The following is a 17,165-nucleotide window of genomic DNA, read 5'->3' as shown; positions in this document are numbered from 1 at the left end:
CCGATTACCAAGCAGTCTTTGCTGGGCGATTCCAAAAAATGTGTAGCGAGCAACCTACCGGTGTTTCATCTACCGGTCTGTCCCAACGCGGCGGTTTTTTTGAAAGGTGCACTGTGATTAATGCAGGTGATCGGGGGCTTCGGCCTTCCTTCGCTTTCCCCGGCGGCTCGGACCGCTTTAACGCAGACTTCTAGGGTTTTTCATGACGCGCTACATATTCGTCACGGGCGGTGTTGTTTCTTCATTGGGGAAAGGCATTGCATCGGCTTCACTGGCGGCGATCCTGGAGGCGCGGGGACTTAAGGTCACCATGCTGAAGCTGGACCCGTACATCAACGTCGACCCGGGCACCATGAGCCCGTTCCAGCACGGTGAAGTGTTCGTCACCCACGACGGCGCCGAGACCGACCTGGACCTGGGCCACTACGAGCGGTTCATCCGCACGACCATGACCCAGAACAACAACTTCACCACCGGCCGTGTCTACGAGCACGTGCTGCGCAAAGAGCGTCGTGGTGACTACCTGGGTGCAACCATCCAGGTGATCCCGCACATCACCGACGAAATCAAGCGCCGCATCATCAAGGGCGCCGGCGATGCCGACGTGGCCATGGTCGAGATCGGTGGCACCGTGGGTGACATCGAGTCGCAACCGTTCCTCGAAGCCATCCGTCAATTGCGTTTCGAAGTCGGCGCCAAGCGCGCGATGCTGATGCACCTGACGCTGGTGCCGTACATCGCCACTGCTGGCGAGACCAAGACCAAGCCAACCCAGCATTCGGTCAAGGAGCTGCGCTCCATCGGCCTGCAGCCAGACGTGCTGGTATGCCGCTCCGATCACCCGATCGACATCTCGTCGCGTCGCAAGATCGCCCAGTTCACCAACGTTGAAGAACGTGCGGTGATCGCGCTGGAAGACGCCGACACCATCTACAAGATTCCGGGCATCCTGCATTCGCAAGGCCTGGATGATTTTGTCGTCGAGCGTTTCGGCCTGCAATGTGGCGGTGCCGACCTGTCCGAGTGGGAAGCCGTGGTCGACGCCAAGCTCAACCCTGAGCATGAAGTCACCATCGCCATGGTCGGCAAGTACATGGAACTGCTGGACGCCTACAAGTCGCTGATCGAAGCGATGAGTCACGCCGGCATCAGTAACCGCACCAAGGTCAACCTGCGCTACATCGATTCCGAAGACATCGAGAACCAGGGGACTGCGCTGCTGGAAGGCGTCGATGCGATCCTCGTACCTGGCGGCTTCGGCCTGCGGGGCGTGGAAGGCAAGATTACTGCCGTTCAATTCGCTCGCGAAAACAAGGTTCCGTACCTGGGTATCTGCCTGGGCATGCAAGTGGCCGTGATCGAGTTCGCTCGTAACGTGCTGGGCTGGAAAGATGCCAACTCCACCGAGTTCGATCGTGCCAGCGGCCACCCGGTCGTGGGTCTGATCACCGAGTGGGAAGATGCCACCGGCGCCGTCGAAACCCGTACCGAAACCTCCGACCTGGGCGGCACCATGCGTCTTGGTGCGCAGGATTGCCTGCTTGAGCCGGGTTCCCTGGTGCATGATTGCTATGCCAAGGACGTGATCGTAGAGCGTCACCGTCATCGCTACGAAGTGAACAACAACCTGCTGCCGCAAATCATGGAAGCCGGTCTGAAAATCTCCGGTCGCTCCGGTGATGGCGCGTTGGTCGAAGTGGTCGAAGCTCCGGATCATCCATGGTTCGTCGCCTGCCAGTTCCACCCTGAGTTCACCTCGACGCCGCGCGACGGTCACCCGTTGTTCAGCGGTTTTGTCAAAGCTGCTTTGGCTCAACACCAGAAGAAGGCGTAAACCTGATGGCGCAGAAGATCATCCGCGTAGGCGATATCGAGATTGCCAACGACAAGCCAATGGTGCTGTTCGGTGGCATGAACGTGCTGGAAAGCCGCGACATGGCGATGCAGGTCTGCGAAGAATACGTAAAGGTCACCGAGAAACTCGGTATCCCTTACGTGTTCAAGGCCAGCTTCGACAAGGCCAACCGGTCTTCTGTGACCTCTTACCGTGGCCCGGGCCTGGAAGAGGGCATGCGCATCTTCCAGGACATCAAGCAAGCCTTTGGCGTGCCGATCATCACCGACGTCCATGAGCCTGATCAGGCTGCGGTCGTCGCTGAAGTCTGCGACATCATTCAGCTGCCGGCCTTCCTGTCGCGCCAGACCGATCTGGTCGTCGCGATGGCCAAGACCAATGCAGTGATCAACATCAAGAAAGCCCAGTTTCTCGCGCCTCAGGAAATGAAACACATCCTGAACAAGTGCGTGGAAGCAGGTAACGATCAACTGATCCTCTGCGAGCGTGGTTCGAGCTTCGGCTACAACAACCTCGTGGTCGACATGCTCGGCTTCGGCATCATGAAGCAGTTCGAATACCCGGTATTTTTCGACGTGACCCACGCGTTGCAAATGCCCGGTGGTCGTGCCGATTCCGCCGGCGGCCGCCGTGCACAGGTTCTGGATTTGGCCAAGGCGGGCATGAGCCAGTCGCTGGCGGGTCTGTTCCTCGAAGCTCACCCGGACCCGGACAACGCCAAGTGCGACGGCCCTTGCGCCTTGCGCCTGGACAAACTGGAGCCATTCCTGGCCCAGCTCAAAGCTTTGGACGAACTGGTGAAGAGTTTTCCGACGGTAGAAACCGCGTAATCCTCATTTCTCCGGTAAAGTACCGCACGATTTGTTGCTCAGGCCCTCGGGCCTGAGCCTTATCGTCCGCAAGTCTGCCCGCTGTACACCACTTGCCGACGGTAAAAGATTTCCTCTAGCTGCGTCGTTTTCGTCAACTTTGGAGTGTTTACAACAATGGCAAAAATCGTCGACATCAAAGGTCGTGAAGTTCTCGACTCCCGTGGCAATCCCACCGTGGAAGCGGATGTGCTTCTCGATAACGGCATCATCGGTAGCGCGTGCGCGCCGTCCGGTGCTTCCACTGGCTCGCGCGAAGCGCTCGAGCTGCGTGATGGCGACAAGAGCCGTTACCTGGGCAAAGGCGTTCTGAAAGCCGTCGCCAACATCAACGGTCCGATCCGTGACCTGTTGAAAGGTACAGACCCAAGCGACCAGAAAGCGCTGGATCACGCGATGATCAAGCTTGATGGCACTGAAAACAAAGGCTCCCTGGGCGCCAACGCGATCCTCGCTGTTTCCCTGGCAGCCGCCAAGGCCGCCGCACAGGACCAGGACCTGCCGCTGTACGCTCACATCGCCAACCTGAACGGTACCCCGGGTGTTTACTCCATGCCGGTTCCGATGATGAACATCATCAACGGCGGCGAGCACGCGGATAACAACGTCGACATCCAGGAATTCATGGTTCAGCCGGTCGGCGCCAAGTCTTTCTCGGAAGGCCTGCGCATGGGCACCGAGATCTTCCATCACCTCAAAGCTGTCCTGAAGGCCCGTGGCCTGAGCACTGCAGTGGGTGACGAAGGTGGTTTCGCACCGAACCTGGCTTCCAACGAAGACGCTTTGAAAGTGATCTCCGAGGCCGTGGCCAACGCCGGTTACACGTTGGGCACCGACGTGACCCTGGCTCTGGACTGCGCCGCCAGCGAGTTCTACGAAGATGGCAAGTACAACCTGTCCGGCGAAGGCCAGGTGTTCACCGCCGAAGGTTTTGCCGACTACCTCAAGGGCCTGACCGAGCGTTACCCGATCATCTCGATCGAAGACGGCCTGGACGAGTCCGACTGGGCTGGCTGGAAAATCCTCACCGACAAAATCGGCGAGAAGACCCAGCTGGTAGGTGACGACCTGTTCGTGACCAACACCAAGATCCTGAAAGAAGGCATCGATAAGAAGATTGCCAACTCTATCCTGATCAAGTTCAACCAGATCGGCACCCTGACCGAAACCCTGGAAGCCATCCAGATGGCCAAGGCCGCTGGTTACACTGCCGTGATCTCGCACCGCTCCGGCGAAACCGAAGATTCGACCATTGCCGACCTGGCCGTGGGCACTGCAGCGGGCCAGATCAAGACCGGCTCCCTGTGCCGTTCGGATCGGGTATCCAAGTACAACCAACTGCTGCGTATCGAAGAGCAGTTGAACGGCAAGGCCAAGTACAACGGTCGCAGCGAATTCCGCGGTTGATCATCTACTGATGTAAAGTCAGCGGATTGTGGTGAAAAAATCGCAACGGCGATGGATTTGCCACTAATCTGATGCCTTATCAGCACAAGCCTGGGTCTTCCAGGCTTCGTGCTATCAGATGCTTCAAGTTTTGGCATGGCTGCCTTTTTCACTGGAAACCCGATATTCGATGCGCAGTCCCAATTGGTTGTTTCTCGTCTTGCTCCTGTTGCTGGCTGGCCTGCAGTACCGCCTTTGGGTGGGTAATGGCAGCCTGGCGCAAGTGGCCGAGCTGACTCAGCAGATCGCCGATCAGCACGCTGAGAACGAAGGCTTGCTGGAACGCAATCGGGTCATGGACGCAGAAGTCAGTGAGTTGAAAAAAGGCATGGAGACCGTTGAAGAGCGGGCTCGCCATGAGTTGGGCATGGTCAAGGACGGTGAAACCCTTTACCAGTTGGCTCAATGAATTCCTCGGTACCGGCCTTCTGGGCCGTGATTCCTGCCGCGGGCGTCGGTGCCCGTATGGCCGCGGACCGTCCCAAGCAATACTTGCAACTGGGCGGGCGCACTATTCTTGAACACAGCCTTGGCTGTTTCCTTGACCATCCTGGCCTTAAGGGGTTGGTGGTCAGTCTTGCTGTTGATGATCCCTTTTGGCCCAACCTTGAATGCGCGAGCGATGCGCGCATTCAGCGAGTCGAGGGCGGTGCCGAACGTTCTGGCTCAGTGTTGAATGCCTTGTTGCATTTGCATGCGCTGGGTGCGAACGAGGAAGATTGGGTGCTGGTCCACGATGCTGCGCGGCCCAACCTGAGCCGCTACGACCTCGACAAGCTGCTAGGCGAACTGGCGGATGATCCGGTAGGTGGTCTGCTGGCGGTCCCGGCGCGCGATACGTTGAAACGGGTCGACAAGCAGGGGCGTGTGGTTGAAACCGTAGATCGCAGTGTGATCTGGCAGGCGTATACGCCGCAGATGTTTCGCCTGGGTGCACTGCATCGTGCGCTGGCTGACAGCCTGGTGGCCGATGCGGTTATCACTGACGAAGCGTCGGCGATGGAGTGGGCGGGGTTAGCGCCGCGTCTGATTGAAGGTCGCTCCGACAACCTAAAGGTTACGCGCCCCGAAGATTTGGAATGGTTGCGTCAGCGTTGGGCTCACCGGCGCTTTTGATCTTCAAGCCCTCAAACCCGATACTCCGGCCGCTTGGCCAAGCCCTCCTTCAGATAGTCCACCAGCTTGCGCACCTTCGGCGACAGATGCCGCTGCTGCGGGTACAGCGCCCACACCGCCGTGTTCGGCGGCTGATGCGCATCCAGCAGGGAAATCAGCTCGCCGTTTTTCAAATGCTCCAGCACGTAATAATCCGGCAGCTGACACAACCCGACCCCCTGTAACGCCGCGTCCAGCACCGCTTGCCCACTGTTGCAGCGCCAGTTGCCCTGCACCCGCTGGGCAAACTCCCGTCCGTTCTGCTCCAGTTGCCACAGGTCGGAACTGCCGATCAGGCAATTATGCCGGCTTAATTCAGACAGGCTGTGTGGGCGACCGTAGCGTTCCACGTAGGACGGGGAGGCGCACAGGTACATGCGCCGTGGCGCCAGGCGTGCCGCGACCAGCCGCGAATCCTGTAGACGGCCAAGACGAATGGCCAGGTCGAGGCCTTCATGCACCAAATCGAGTTGGCGGTTGCTCAGTTCGATATCAATGCGCAGTTGCGGGTAGAGCGCCATGAATCGTGTCACCAGTGGCACGATAAACCGTTCGCCGTAGGCCACCGCGCACGTCATGCGCAGCATGCCCTTGGGTTCGCTGGTCAGGTCGCCGACTGCACGCAGTGCTTCTTCGCGCCCATCCTGCAGGCGCTGGCAATGTTGCAGGAATGTCTGCCCGGCTTCAGTCAACGTTACCCGCCGGGTGCTGCGGTATAGCAGGCGGGTCTGCAGACGCTCTTCGAGGCGAACGATTTGTCGGCTGACGTGCGACGAAGAAACGCCAAGGCGTTCCGCGGCCGCTGTGAACTGACTGCATTCCGCTACGGCCACAAACTCGTCAATGCCTTCCCAGCGATTTTCGGACATGTGTGATTATCCCTGTGCAGCAATAATGTTTTGCTTTTGTCCTGATTATTCACCGTAAGTCGATGTATTACACTCCTTGTCTCGTTTATTCACTGGAGTATCTATCCCCATGATCAAGTCACGCGCCGCCGTTGCCTTCGAGGCCAGGAAACCTCTTGAGATCGTTGAAGTCGACGTCGCCATGCCCAAGGCCGGTGAAGTCCTGCTGCGCGTAGTGGCCTCCGGGGTTTGTCATACCGATGCCTACACGCTGTCCGGTGCAGACCCGGAAGGCATCTTTCCATCGATCCTGGGACACGAAGGTGGCGCAGTAGTTGAAGCCATCGGCGAAGGCGTGACGTCGGTCGCTGTCGGCGATCATGTGATTCCGCTGTATACCCCGGAATGCCGCCAGTGCAAGTTCTGCCTGTCGGGCAAGACCAACCTGTGCCAGGCCATTCGCGCCACCCAGGGCAAAGGCCTGATGCCTGACGGCACCACGCGCTTTTCCTACAAGGGGCAGGAAATTTTCCACTACATGGGGACTTCGACTTTTTCCGAGTACACCGTGCTGCCGGAAATCTCCGTCGCCAAGATCGCCAAGGAAGCACCTCTGGAGAAAGTCTGCCTGCTGGGTTGCGGGGTCACCACCGGCATTGGTGCCGTGCTCAACACCGCCAAGGTAAAACCAGGTGATACCGTGGCTATCTTCGGCCTCGGCGGGATCGGTCTGTCTGCGATCATCGGTGCGGTCAAAGCCAAGGCCGGCCGGATCATTGCCATCGATATCAACCCGGCCAAGTTTGAAATCGCCAAGCAGCTGGGCGCCACCGACTGCGTCAATCCGAAAGACTTTGACCGTCCGATCCAGGAAGTCATCGTCGACATGACCGATGGAGGCGTCGACTTTTCCTTCGAATGCATCGGCAACGTGCAACTGATGCGCGCCGCGCTTGAGTGCTGCCACAAGGGCTGGGGCGAGTCGGTGATCATCGGCGTCGCCGGTGCAGGCCAGGAAATCGCCACCCGTCCATTCCAGCTGGTGACCGGTCGAGTCTGGCGCGGGTCGGCGTTCGGTGGGGTGCGTGGTCGTACCGAGTTGCCAAGCTACGTCGAAATGGCTGAAACCGGTGAAATCCCGCTGGATACTTTCATCACCCACACCATGGGCCTGGAAGATATCAACAAGGCTTTCGACCTGATGCACGAAGGCAAGAGCATCCGTAGCGTCATCCATTTCTGAGGTGGCTCATGAGCCTGGAAAATATCTCCTGCCAGAAAAGCTTCGGCGGCTGGCACAAACGCTACCGGCATCGTTCCGATGAGCTCGGATGCGACATGGTGTTCGCCGTGTACCTGCCGCCGCAAGCGGAGCAGGGCGGCAAGCTGCCCGTGCTGTACTGGCTGTCCGGCCTGACCTGCACCGATGAGAACTTCATGCAAAAGGCCGGTGCCATGCGCATGGCCGCGGAACTGGGGTTGATCATCGTCGCCCCGGACACCAGCCCTCGCGGTCCCGATGTGCCGGCCGATCCGGACGGCGCCTGGGATTTTGGCCTGGGTGCGGGTTTTTATCTGAATGCTACCCAGGCACCCTGGTCACGGCATTACCGGATGCATGACTATGTGGTGAAGGAACTGCCGGCGTTGGTCGAGGCGCATTTCCCGGCGTCGGACAAACGCGGCATCAGCGGTCACTCCATGGGCGGCCACGGTGCGCTGGTTTGCGCGTTGCGCAACCCGGGCCGCTATCAATCGGTGTCGGCGTTTTCACCGATCAACAATCCGATGGATTGTGCATGGGGCCAAAAAGCCTTCTCCCGTTACCTGGGAGAGGATCGGTCAAAGTGGCGCGAGTGGGATGCCTGTGCACTGATTGCCGAGGCTGACGAAAAGCTGCCACTGCTGGTTGACCAAGGTGATCGCGACGACTTCCTCGCCACCCAACTCAAGCCTGAAGCCCTGCAGCAGGCGGCCAAACTGGCTGGTCATCCGCTGACGTTGCGTTTGCAACCGGGCTACGACCACAGCTATTTCTTCATCGCCAGTTTCATTGACGACCACTTGCAGCATCACGGGCGTGCTCTAAACGCCTAATATCCTGCAAAGCAGGTAGAATCACGCCCTGACAAAATTCGGGGCGTTTTTTTTATGCGTATTGGCCACGGCTATGATGTGCACCGTTTCGCTGAAGGCGATTTCATTACTCTGGGCGGCGTGCGTATTGCACACGGCTTCGGGCTGCTCGCTCACTCCGACGGTGACGTCCTGCTGCACGCCTTGAGCGATGCCTTGCTTGGCGCTGCTGCGCTGGGCGATATCGGCAAGCACTTTCCCGACACTGACCCTACATTCAAGGGCGCGGACAGCCGTGTGCTGTTGCGTCACGTCGTCGGCCTGATCCACGCCAAGGGGTGGAAAGTCGGCAACGTCGACAACACCATCGTTGCCCAGGCACCGAAAATGGCCCCGCATATCGAATCGATGCGCGCGCTTATCGCCGCCGATCTTCAAGTTGAGCCGGACCAGGTGAACGTAAAAGCCACCACTACCGAAAAGCTGGGCTTTGTCGGACGCGAAGAGGGTATCGCCGTGCATTCCGTTGCCTTGTTGTTGCGCGCATGAACGAACTGCAACTGCTTGGCCCGCGGGCCTATGGTGAGGCGCTTGGCACTGCGGTACTCAAAGCCACTGCCGAAGATTTTCAGGTCGATGAAGTGCTCGACATCCCCCTCAGTGGCGAGGGTGAACATTTATGGATCTGGGTCGAGAAGCGCGGCCTGAACACCGAGGAAGCGGCACGGCGAATCGCCAAGGCTGCGGGCGTTTCGTTACGCACCGTCAGTTACGCGGGGCTCAAGGACCGTCAGGCGCTGACTCGCCAATGGTTCAGCGTGCAATTGCCGGGCAAGGCCGATCCCGACTTGTCGGCAGCCGAAAACGACACGTTGAAAATCCTCAAGACCGGTCGCCACAAACGCAAGCTGCAACGCGGTGCTCATTCGGCCAATGGCTTCACCTTGCGCCTGACCCAGTTCGCTGGCGACAAGGCGGCGATCGAACAGCGGCTGCAGTTGATCGGCAAACAAGGTGTCCCCAATTATTTTGGTACCCAGCGTTTCGGCTTCGACGGCGGCAACGTGGTCGATGCCCGTGCCTGGGCTGCGCGCAAGGCTTTGCCGGAGCAGCGCAACGTGCGCTCGCGCCTGCTCTCAACCGCCCGCAGTTTCCTGTTCAACCAGGTATTGGCGGCGCGAGTGGCCGACGGCACCTGGCAGCGTGCCCAGGTCGGCGACCTGCTGGCTTTCACTGACAGCCGCAGCTTCTTTCCGGCTGGCGAAGCTGAATGCAGCGACCCGCGCCTGGCGATTCTTGACCTGCATCCCACAGGTCCGCAGTGGGGTGAAGGTGACTCACCGGCCGCTGGGGTTGTCCATGAACTGGAGCAGGCAATCGCCACTCGCGAAGCAGACTTGCGCGATTGGCTGGTTAACGCCGGAATGAGCCACGAACGTCGCATCCTGCGACTGCCCATTGGTGGGTTGACGTGGCATTATCCCGAGCCTGACATTCTGCAACTGGAATTCGTCCTGCCGGCTGGATGCTTCGCCACTGTATTGGTGCGCGAACTTGTCGATCTGGTGCCGGTGGGGCAGACGGACAGCCCATGCGTATTCTGATTTCTAACGACGATGGGGTAACTGCGCCCGGACTCGCCGCGCTTTATGCTGCGCTGGCCGATTACACCGAGTGCGTGGTTATCGCCCCCGACCAGGACAAAAGCGGCGCCAGCAGCTCGCTGACGCTCGACCGTCCGTTGCACCCGCAAACCCTGGCCAATGGTTTTATCAGCCTCAACGGCACGCCTACCGATTGCGTGCACCTGGGCCTCAACGGCCTGCTGGAGCGCCAGCCGGACATGGTGGTTTCGGGGATCAACCTGGGCGCCAATCTTGGGGACGACGTGCTGTATTCCGGAACGGTTGCTGCGGCTCTCGAAGGACGTTTCCTGGAGCGTCCTTCCTTCGCGTTCTCCCTGGTCTCACGGCAGACGGAGAACCTTGCCACAGCGGCTTACTTTGCGCGCAAACTGGTAGAAGCCCACGCTGACCTCGACCTGCCCCCGCGCACGGTGCTGAACGTGAACATTCCGAATTTGCCCCTGGATCACATTCGCGGCATTCAGCTGACCCGCCTCGGCCATCGCGCCCGGGCTGCGGCACCGCTGAAAGTGGTCGACCCGCGTGGCAAGTCCGGTTACTGGATTGCAGCTGCCGGGGACGCCGAAGACGGTGGCCCGGGTACGGATTTCCACGCAGTGGTGCAAGGCTATGTGTCGATCACTCCACTGCAACTGGACCGAACCTTCAATGACGCCTTCAGAAATCTTGATGGCTGGCTGGAGGGCCTGCGCTAATGGCTCGTGAGCACGACGACATTCTGCGGCGCGGCATCGGCATGACTTCCCAGCGTACCCGCGAGCGCCTGATCCAGCGTCTGTATGACGAGGGCCTCTCCAACGCCAAGGTGCTGGAGGTGATTCGCCGTACACCGCGTCATCTGTTTGTCGATGAAGCACTGGCACACCGCGCTTATGAAGACACGGCGTTGCCGATCGGCCATAACCAGACCATCTCCCAGCCTTACATGGTCGCGCGCATGAGCGAGCTTCTGCTGGAAGCGGGGCCGCTGGACAAGGTCCTCGAGATTGGCACGGGTTCGGGTTATCAGACGGCGGTGCTGGCGCAGCTGGTCGAGCGAGTGTTCTCGGTGGAACGCATCAAGGTCCTGCAGGACCGGGCCAAGGAGCGCCTGGTCGAATTGAACCTGCGCAACGTGGTGTTTCGCTGGGGGGACGGCTGGGAAGGCTGGCCGGCGCTGGCGCCCTACAACGGAATAATTGTCACGGCGGTCGCGACAGATGTACCCCAGGCGTTGCTCGACCAGTTGGCGCCGGGTGGACGCCTGGTGATCCCGGTCGGCTCGGGGGAGGTCCAGCAATTGATGCTGATCGTCCGCGAAGAACAGGGTTTTTCCAGGCATGTACTGGGTGCGGTCCGGTTCGTGCCGTTGTTGAACGGGCCGCTGGCCTGAGCATTTGTTTAAACGCGCTGAATTCTATTCGATTGCTCATGTCTTACAGCGGCAACATCGGGTTAAACAGATTCATCGTCAGTGAGCAAACGTGTGCGGTAGTTCACTAAGGTAAAGCCGGCACGGCCCGTTATACTTGCGTCATTTCCTGCCGATACTTGGCAATTCAAATTTTCAGCCACCACAAAGGGAGCGGCGGGTGAGTCTCAAAGTCATTGCGCAGCGAATCGGTATCACGAGCTTTCAGCGCCTGGTGACTGGCCTTGTCTTGAGCACCTTGCTGGTCGGATGCTCCAGCAACAAATCGAGCGACGTACGCGTCGTCGATCGCAACAACGCCGTGGCTCAACGGCCGGCAGTAACGACGGGCCAGTACGTCGTGCGACCCAAGGACACCCTGTTCTCCATCGCCTTCCGCTACGGCTGGGACTACAAGGCCCTGGCTGCGCGCAACAACATTCCGGCGCCATACACCATCCATCCGGGTCAGACGATTCGCTTCGATGGGCGCACCGGTTCAACGGCTTCAACAGTTTCCAGTTCTTCGAATTCAACGCCTTCATCGTCGAGTAAAACGACGGTTTTCAAGCGTCCGGTAAATGGCTCTGGGCCAACGACTGCAGTGGTTGTACCGTCCGTCGCGAACAAGCCGGCAGCCGCTCCACTGCCTCCGGCAGGCCCAGCCCCGACCGGCTGGGGATGGCCATCTAATGGCATTCTTATTGGAAAATTCTCTTCAAACGGGAGTTTGAATAAAGGAATTGATATCGCCGGAGATTTGGGACAGCCTGTTTTAGCTGCGTCTGATGGGACGGTGGTATACGCCGGGAGTGGCTTAAGGGGCTACGGCGAATTAGTCATCATCAAACACAGCGATACCTACGTCAGTGCCTACGGACATAACCGCAGGCTGTTGGTTCGGGAGGGGCAGCAGGTCAAGGTCGGACAGACAATTGCCGAAATGGGGTCAACGGGTACAGACCGGGTGAAATTGCATTTTGAGATTCGCCGCCAAGGTAAACCTGTAGATCCGCTGCAGTTCCTGCCACGTCGTTGATTTGTTACCAGCCTGTTCCGTCACGTAGAGGGAACAGGCTCCAGCGTTGCCAAGGATAAAGGCGTCGCTTGAGCTTGAGGTCGAACTCACCAAAGGACTATAACAATGGCTCTCAGTAAAGAAGTGCCGGAGTTTGACATCGACGATGAGGTTCTCCTGATGGAGACCGACGTCGTTGCGGATGCGATGTCGAATGATGAAGGGGCAGCTACACCTTCCGTTCGGACAAAATCCAAACACTCCACGTCGTTGAAGCAACACAAGTACATTGACTACACGCGTGCACTCGATGCCACGCAGCTGTACCTCAATGAAATCGGCTTTTCCCCTCTGTTATCCCCCGAAGAAGAAGTTCATTTTGCGCGATTGTCGCAAAGTGGGGATCCGGCTGGGCGCAAGCGCATGATTGAGAGCAACTTGCGGCTGGTGGTGAAAATCGCCCGACGCTACGTCAATCGTGGCTTGTCACTGCTGGACCTGATCGAAGAGGGCAACCTCGGACTCATTCGGGCGGTAGAGAAGTTCGACCCTGAACGCGGCTTCCGCTTTTCGACCTACGCCACCTGGTGGATTCGTCAGACCATCGAACGCGCGATAATGAACCAGACCCGGACCATCCGGTTGCCGATTCATGTGGTCAAGGAGCTGAATGTTTACTTGCGGGCAGCCCGGGAACTGACGCAAAAACTTGATCATGAACCTTCACCCGAAGAAATCGCCAACCTGCTGGAAAAACCGGTGGGCGAGGTCAAGCGCATGCTGGGCTTGAACGAGCGGGTTTCTTCGGTCGACGTCTCGCTGGGTCCGGATTCGGATAAAACCTTGCTGGACACGCTTACCGATGACCGTCCGACCGATCCCTGTGAACTGCTGCAGGACGACGACCTTTCCCAGAGCATTGATCAGTGGCTGTCCGAGCTGACCGACAAGCAACGCGAGGTGGTGATTCGCCGCTTCGGCCTGCGCGGTCACGAGAGCAGCACGCTGGAAGATGTGGGCCTGGAAATTGGCCTCACCCGTGAGCGGGTCAGGCAGATACAGGTTGAAGGTCTCAAGCGTCTTCGGGAGATCCTGGAGAAGAACGGCTTGTCGAGCGAGTCGCTGTTTCAATAAGCGCAATGCAGGCAGGCAGCGAAAAGCCCCGACTGGTTCGGGGTTTTTTGTTGGCTGGGATTTGAATCGGCGGGAGGCTCGGTTTTGCAGTCAGCTGGCGTAAGTCTTTGCTTACTCTGTTGTAAGTGTTCGTTATTTTTACAGGTAGACAGTTGGCTGTGTTCAACCAATATCCTCATTAAGTCTTTGATTTTAATAAAATAATTTTCATATGCCAGGCTGGCTGTTGATCCGATTTGGCATTTTAGAGGCGTTGCCCATGTCTGGGAAAAGTCTAGTATCGGGGTTGTGTCGACGGATAGACACGCCCCTCAGGATGAGGGGAAGGACATCGCAGGATGCGATTCATCAGGATGATGAAAAGGAAAACAGGGACTAGGGAAAAAATGTGGGCGGGTCAAACCGCCCCTTTTTTTGCCTGTAGAAAAGCAAGATCTTTTGATCTTAAAAAAAAGGCCCGTAACGGGCCTTTTCGCGAACGCGATCAGATCAACGCTCGAGGTGTTCGAGCTTGCCTGTCTTGCCATCCCATGCCGCAGAATCCGGCAGTGGATCCTTGCGTTCGGTGATGTTTGGCCAGACTTCGGCCAGCTCCATGTTCAGCTGGATGAAGTTTTCCATGCCGGCCGGGACTTCATCTTCGGAGAAGATGGCCACAGCAGGGCATTCTGGTTCGCACAGCGCGCAGTCGATGCACTCATCCGGGTGAATCACCAGGAAATTCGGGCCTTCGTAAAAGCAGTCCACCGGACAGACTTCTACGCAGTCGGTGTACTTGCACTTGATGCAGTTGTCGGTGACGACGAAGGTCATTTCTAATTTTCTCCTCAGGCGGCGGCAGCGGAGCCCCTTCACGTTGGGGTCGCCAGGTTTGGGAGCGATAGTCTGCAGGCCTGGCTGTAGCCTGCAGCATCCCAAACCGCGCGAGATTCTAACAGCTTGCAAGCAAGTGCGTTAGATCCGTGTCTTCAGTGCATAGAGCATTTCGAGCGCCTTGCGTGGCGTGAGGTCATCCAGGTCGAGTTTAGCCAGTTCATCCAGCACCGGGTGAGGGAGGCTGGCGAACATGTCGCTCTGCTGCGGCGCGCGGTTTTTACCTTTGACCGGCTTGGGCGCCTCGTGCGGCAAGGCGGTGGCTTCCAGTCGGCCAAGGTGCTCGCGGGCACGCAGAATCACCTCGCCAGGTACGCCGGCCAACTGTGCCACGGCCAGGCCATAACTCTGGCTCGCAGGCCCCGGCAGGACGTGGTGCAGGAACACGATGCGTTCGTTATGTTCGGTGGCGTTGAGGTGCACGTTGGCGACCAGGGGCTGGGCCTCGGGCAATACCGTCAGTTCGAAGTAGTGCGTAGCGAACAGGGTGTAGGCGCGCAGGAACGCCAGGCGCTCCGCCGCTGCCCACGCCAGGGACAACCCATCGAACGTACTGGTGCCGCGTCCGACTTCGTCCATCAGTACCAGGCTGCGCTCGGTGGCGTTGTGCAGGATATTCGCCGTTTCGCTCATTTCAACCATGAAGGTCGAGCGCCCGCCAGCCAGGTCATCGCTGGAGCCGATCCGCGTGAAGATGCGGTCGACCAGCGACAGCTCACAACTGGCTGCCGGAACAAAACTGCCGATATGCGCCAGCAGCACGATCAAGGCGGTCTGGCGCATGTAGGTGGATTTACCGCCCATGTTCGGACCGGTGATCACCAGCATGCGGGTGTTGTCGTCCAGGCTCAGGTCGTTGGCCACGAACGGGGTGGTCAGCACTTGCTCGACCACTGGGTGGCGACCCTGGCTGATGCGCATGCACGGCTCTTCGACGAAGCGCGGGCAGTTCAGGTCCAGGTTCAGAGCACGTTCGGCGAGGTTGCTCAGCACGTCCAGTTCGGCCAACGCCGCAGCAGTGTCCTGCAGTGGCGGCAGCTTTGATATCAGGTCTTCGAGCAATGCTTCGTACAGCATCTTCTCGCGGGCCAGCGCCCGGCTCTTGGCCGACAACGCCTTGTCCTCGAAAGCCTTGAGTTCCGGTGTGATGAAGCGTTCGGCACCCTTGAGGGTCTGGCGCCGAATGTAATCCGCTGGCGCCGACTCAGCCTGCTTGCTCGGCAGTTCGATGAAATACCCATGAATGCGGTTGTAACCCACTTTCAAGTGCGACAGGCCGGTACGGGCTTTTTCCCGCGCTTCCAGATCGATCAGGAATTGCCCGGCGTTCTCGCTCAGGGATTGCAGGTCATCAAGTTCGCTGTCATAGCCGGTTTTCAACACGCCGCCGTCACGGATAACCGCCGGCGGGTTGTCGATGATGGCTTTTTCCAGCAACGCGGCCAGTTCCGGGTAGGTGCTGGTGGTCGCGGCCAGTTGAATGATGTGTGGCGCTTCCAGTTCAGCCATCGCCACCTGCAGTTGCGGCAGCGCACCGAGCGCGTCTCGCAGGCGGGCGAGGTCGCGGGGGCGGGCGTTGCGCAGGCCGATCCGCGCCAGAATCCGCTCGATGTCGCCAATCTCCTTGAGCTGCGGTTGCAGCTGTTCGAATCGATAGGCATCAAGCAGGCAGGTGATGGACGTCTGGCGTGCCAATAGCACCTTGAGATCGCGAAGCGGACGGTTTAGCCAGCGCGTCAGCAGACGGCTACCCATGGCGGTCTGGCAGCGGTCAACCACCGATTGCAGGGTATTGTCGCGGCCACCGGCAAGGTTGGTGTCCAGTTCCAGGTTGCGCCGGCTTGCACCATCCAGCACTACCGTGTCGTCGAGGCGCTCGTGTCGCAGGCTGCGCAAGTGCGGCAGGGCGGTGCGCTGGGTTTCCTTGGCGTAGCTCAACAGGCAGCCGGCAGCGCCGATCGCCAGGGTCAGGTTTTCGCAACCGAACCCTTTCAGGTCCTGGGTGGAGAACTGCTGGCACAGGCTTTTAAACGCCGAATCACGCTCGAAATCCCACGGCGCGCGACGACGAACCCCGCGGCGCTTCTCTGCGGGCAGGTCCTTTGGCCAGTCATCCGGGATCATCAGCTCCACCGGATTGACGCGTTCCAGTTCCGCCAGCAGGTTTTCCCAGCCCTTTATTTCCAGCACGGTGAAGTTGCCGCTGGTGATATCCAGCACGGCCAGGCCAAACAGGCGCTCGTCTCCCAGCACCGCGGCAATCAGGTTGTCGCGGCGCTCATCCAGCAGCGCTTCGTCGCTCACCGTACCCGGCGTGATGATCCGCACCACCTGGCGATCCACTGGCCCTTTGCTGGTGGCCGGGTCGCCGACCTGCTCACAGATCACCACCGACTCGCCAAGCTTTACCAGTTTCGCCAGGTAACCTTCCGCCGCGTGGTAAGGAATCCCGCACATGGGGATCGCTTGTCCTGCAGACTGCCCGCGCGCGGTCAGGGTGATGTCCAGCAATTTGGCGGCTTTCTTCGCATCTTCATAGAAGATCTCGTAGAAGTCGCCCATGCGGTAGAACATCAGCTGGTCGGGGTGCTGGTTTTTCAGGCGCCAGTACTGCTGCATCATTGGCGTGTGGGAGGACAGATCGGAGAGCGCTTTATTCATCGGATATCAGGCAAATTCGTTGAAATGTGTAGGGCAAAGGAGGGACGTCGGCCCGGCTTTTCCGCGATGGGCGCAAGATTACCATGGGCAGTCCGCCCGCCGCAGGAGTGAAAGCCCTGCGATGCACTTCCATCCCCGCGCGCACCGCGCATTTCCTCACATTTTTGATGGGGGGCGCGCCTTGCAAGCGTAAT

At 59.0% G+C, this 17,165-nt stretch carries 16 protein-coding genes; 13 read left to right on the top strand and 3 right to left on the bottom strand.

Annotated elements, in window-relative coordinates:
• Positions 1-202: 202 nt before the first annotated feature.
• From pyrG to ispD, 5 genes are all read left to right on the top strand, one after another.
• A complete protein-coding gene (gene pyrG, locus AAEZ05_RS25925) occupies positions 203-1,834 on the top strand; it encodes a CTP synthase (protein ID WP_028622541.1) in 1,632 nt (543 codons plus the stop codon).
• Positions 1,835-1,839: 5 nt separating this feature from the next.
• The gene (kdsA, locus tag AAEZ05_RS25920) at positions 1,840-2,685 is read left to right on the top strand and encodes a 3-deoxy-8-phosphooctulonate synthase (RefSeq protein ID WP_016985082.1); all 846 of its coding nucleotides are present in this window, start codon (positions 1,840-1,842) and stop codon (positions 2,683-2,685) included.
• Between the two features lie 156 nt (positions 2,686-2,841).
• Entirely contained in the window at positions 2,842-4,131 is a 1,290-nt protein-coding gene (gene eno / locus AAEZ05_RS25915; RefSeq protein ID WP_045060142.1) for a phosphopyruvate hydratase, read from the top strand.
• Between the two features lie 169 nt (positions 4,132-4,300).
• A complete protein-coding gene (gene ftsB / locus AAEZ05_RS25910) occupies positions 4,301-4,579 on the top strand; it encodes a cell division protein FtsB (protein WP_008028992.1) in 279 nt (92 codons plus the stop codon).
• Positions 4,576-5,286, top strand: coding sequence for a 2-C-methyl-D-erythritol 4-phosphate cytidylyltransferase (ispD, locus tag AAEZ05_RS25905; RefSeq protein WP_350649449.1), 711 nt, complete (start codon positions 4,576-4,578; stop codon positions 5,284-5,286). Before ftsB ends, ispD begins: the two co-directional genes overlap by 4 nt.
• A gap of 11 nt (positions 5,287-5,297) precedes the next feature.
• Here ispD and AAEZ05_RS25900 read toward each other — a convergent pair whose 3' ends face one another.
• Positions 5,298-6,194 (bottom strand): LysR family transcriptional regulator, encoded by an 897-nt coding sequence (locus tag AAEZ05_RS25900; protein WP_045060144.1) that lies wholly within the window; start codon positions 6,192-6,194, stop codon positions 5,298-5,300.
• A 109-nt stretch (positions 6,195-6,303) separates the two neighbouring features.
• Between AAEZ05_RS25900 and AAEZ05_RS25895 the strand changes: the two genes are divergently transcribed.
• From AAEZ05_RS25895 to rpoS, 8 genes are all read left to right on the top strand, one after another.
• The gene (locus tag AAEZ05_RS25895) at positions 6,304-7,416 is read left to right on the top strand and encodes an S-(hydroxymethyl)glutathione dehydrogenase/class III alcohol dehydrogenase (protein WP_045060145.1); all 1,113 of its coding nucleotides are present in this window, start codon (positions 6,304-6,306) and stop codon (positions 7,414-7,416) included.
• A gap of 8 nt (positions 7,417-7,424) precedes the next feature.
• On the top strand, positions 7,425-8,270 hold the full coding sequence (gene fghA / locus AAEZ05_RS25890; protein ID WP_350600700.1) for an S-formylglutathione hydrolase: 846 nt from the start codon (positions 7,425-7,427) through the stop codon (positions 8,268-8,270).
• 54 nt (positions 8,271-8,324) lie between these two features.
• Entirely contained in the window at positions 8,325-8,798 is a 474-nt protein-coding gene (gene ispF / locus AAEZ05_RS25885) for a 2-C-methyl-D-erythritol 2,4-cyclodiphosphate synthase (RefSeq protein ID WP_045060147.1), read from the top strand.
• Complete coding sequence (gene truD / locus AAEZ05_RS25880) at positions 8,795-9,853, top strand: tRNA pseudouridine(13) synthase TruD (RefSeq protein WP_045060148.1); 1,059 nt, start codon at positions 8,795-8,797, stop codon at positions 9,851-9,853. The genes ispF and truD overlap by 4 nt, the downstream gene beginning before the upstream one ends.
• Positions 9,841-10,590, top strand: a complete 750-nt coding sequence (gene surE / locus AAEZ05_RS25875; protein WP_045060149.1) for a 5'/3'-nucleotidase SurE — start codon at positions 9,841-9,843, stop codon at positions 10,588-10,590. The genes truD and surE overlap by 13 nt, the downstream gene beginning before the upstream one ends.
• Positions 10,591-10,631: 41 nt before the next feature.
• Complete coding sequence (locus tag AAEZ05_RS25870; RefSeq protein ID WP_177328563.1) at positions 10,632-11,267, top strand: protein-L-isoaspartate(D-aspartate) O-methyltransferase; 636 nt, start codon at positions 10,632-10,634, stop codon at positions 11,265-11,267.
• A 199-nt stretch (positions 11,268-11,466) separates the two neighbouring features.
• A complete protein-coding gene (locus AAEZ05_RS25865) occupies positions 11,467-12,324 on the top strand; it encodes a peptidoglycan DD-metalloendopeptidase family protein (RefSeq protein ID WP_350600703.1) in 858 nt (285 codons plus the stop codon).
• 105 nt (positions 12,325-12,429) lie between these two features.
• A complete protein-coding gene (gene rpoS / locus AAEZ05_RS25860) occupies positions 12,430-13,437 on the top strand; it encodes an RNA polymerase sigma factor RpoS (RefSeq protein WP_045060152.1) in 1,008 nt (335 codons plus the stop codon).
• A 489-nt stretch (positions 13,438-13,926) separates the two neighbouring features.
• On the opposite strand, the gene fdxA is transcribed toward rpoS, so the two are convergent.
• Positions 13,927-14,250, bottom strand: a complete 324-nt coding sequence (gene fdxA / locus AAEZ05_RS25855) for a ferredoxin FdxA (RefSeq protein ID WP_045057548.1) — start codon at positions 14,248-14,250, stop codon at positions 13,927-13,929.
• 141 nt (positions 14,251-14,391) lie between these two features.
• Positions 14,392-16,971, bottom strand: coding sequence for a DNA mismatch repair protein MutS (mutS, locus tag AAEZ05_RS25850; RefSeq protein ID WP_045057549.1), 2,580 nt, complete (start codon positions 16,969-16,971; stop codon positions 14,392-14,394).
• Positions 16,972-17,165: the final 194 nt, after the last annotated feature.

This window comes from Pseudomonas sp. HY13-MNA-CIBAN-0226 (genome assembly GCF_040310305.1).
In the GTDB taxonomy this organism is placed as follows: domain Bacteria; phylum Pseudomonadota; class Gammaproteobacteria; order Pseudomonadales; family Pseudomonadaceae; genus Aquipseudomonas; species Aquipseudomonas gregormendelii.
The sequence above is the reverse complement of the archived record's forward strand: the minus strand, read 5'-3'. Positions and strand labels throughout refer to the sequence as shown.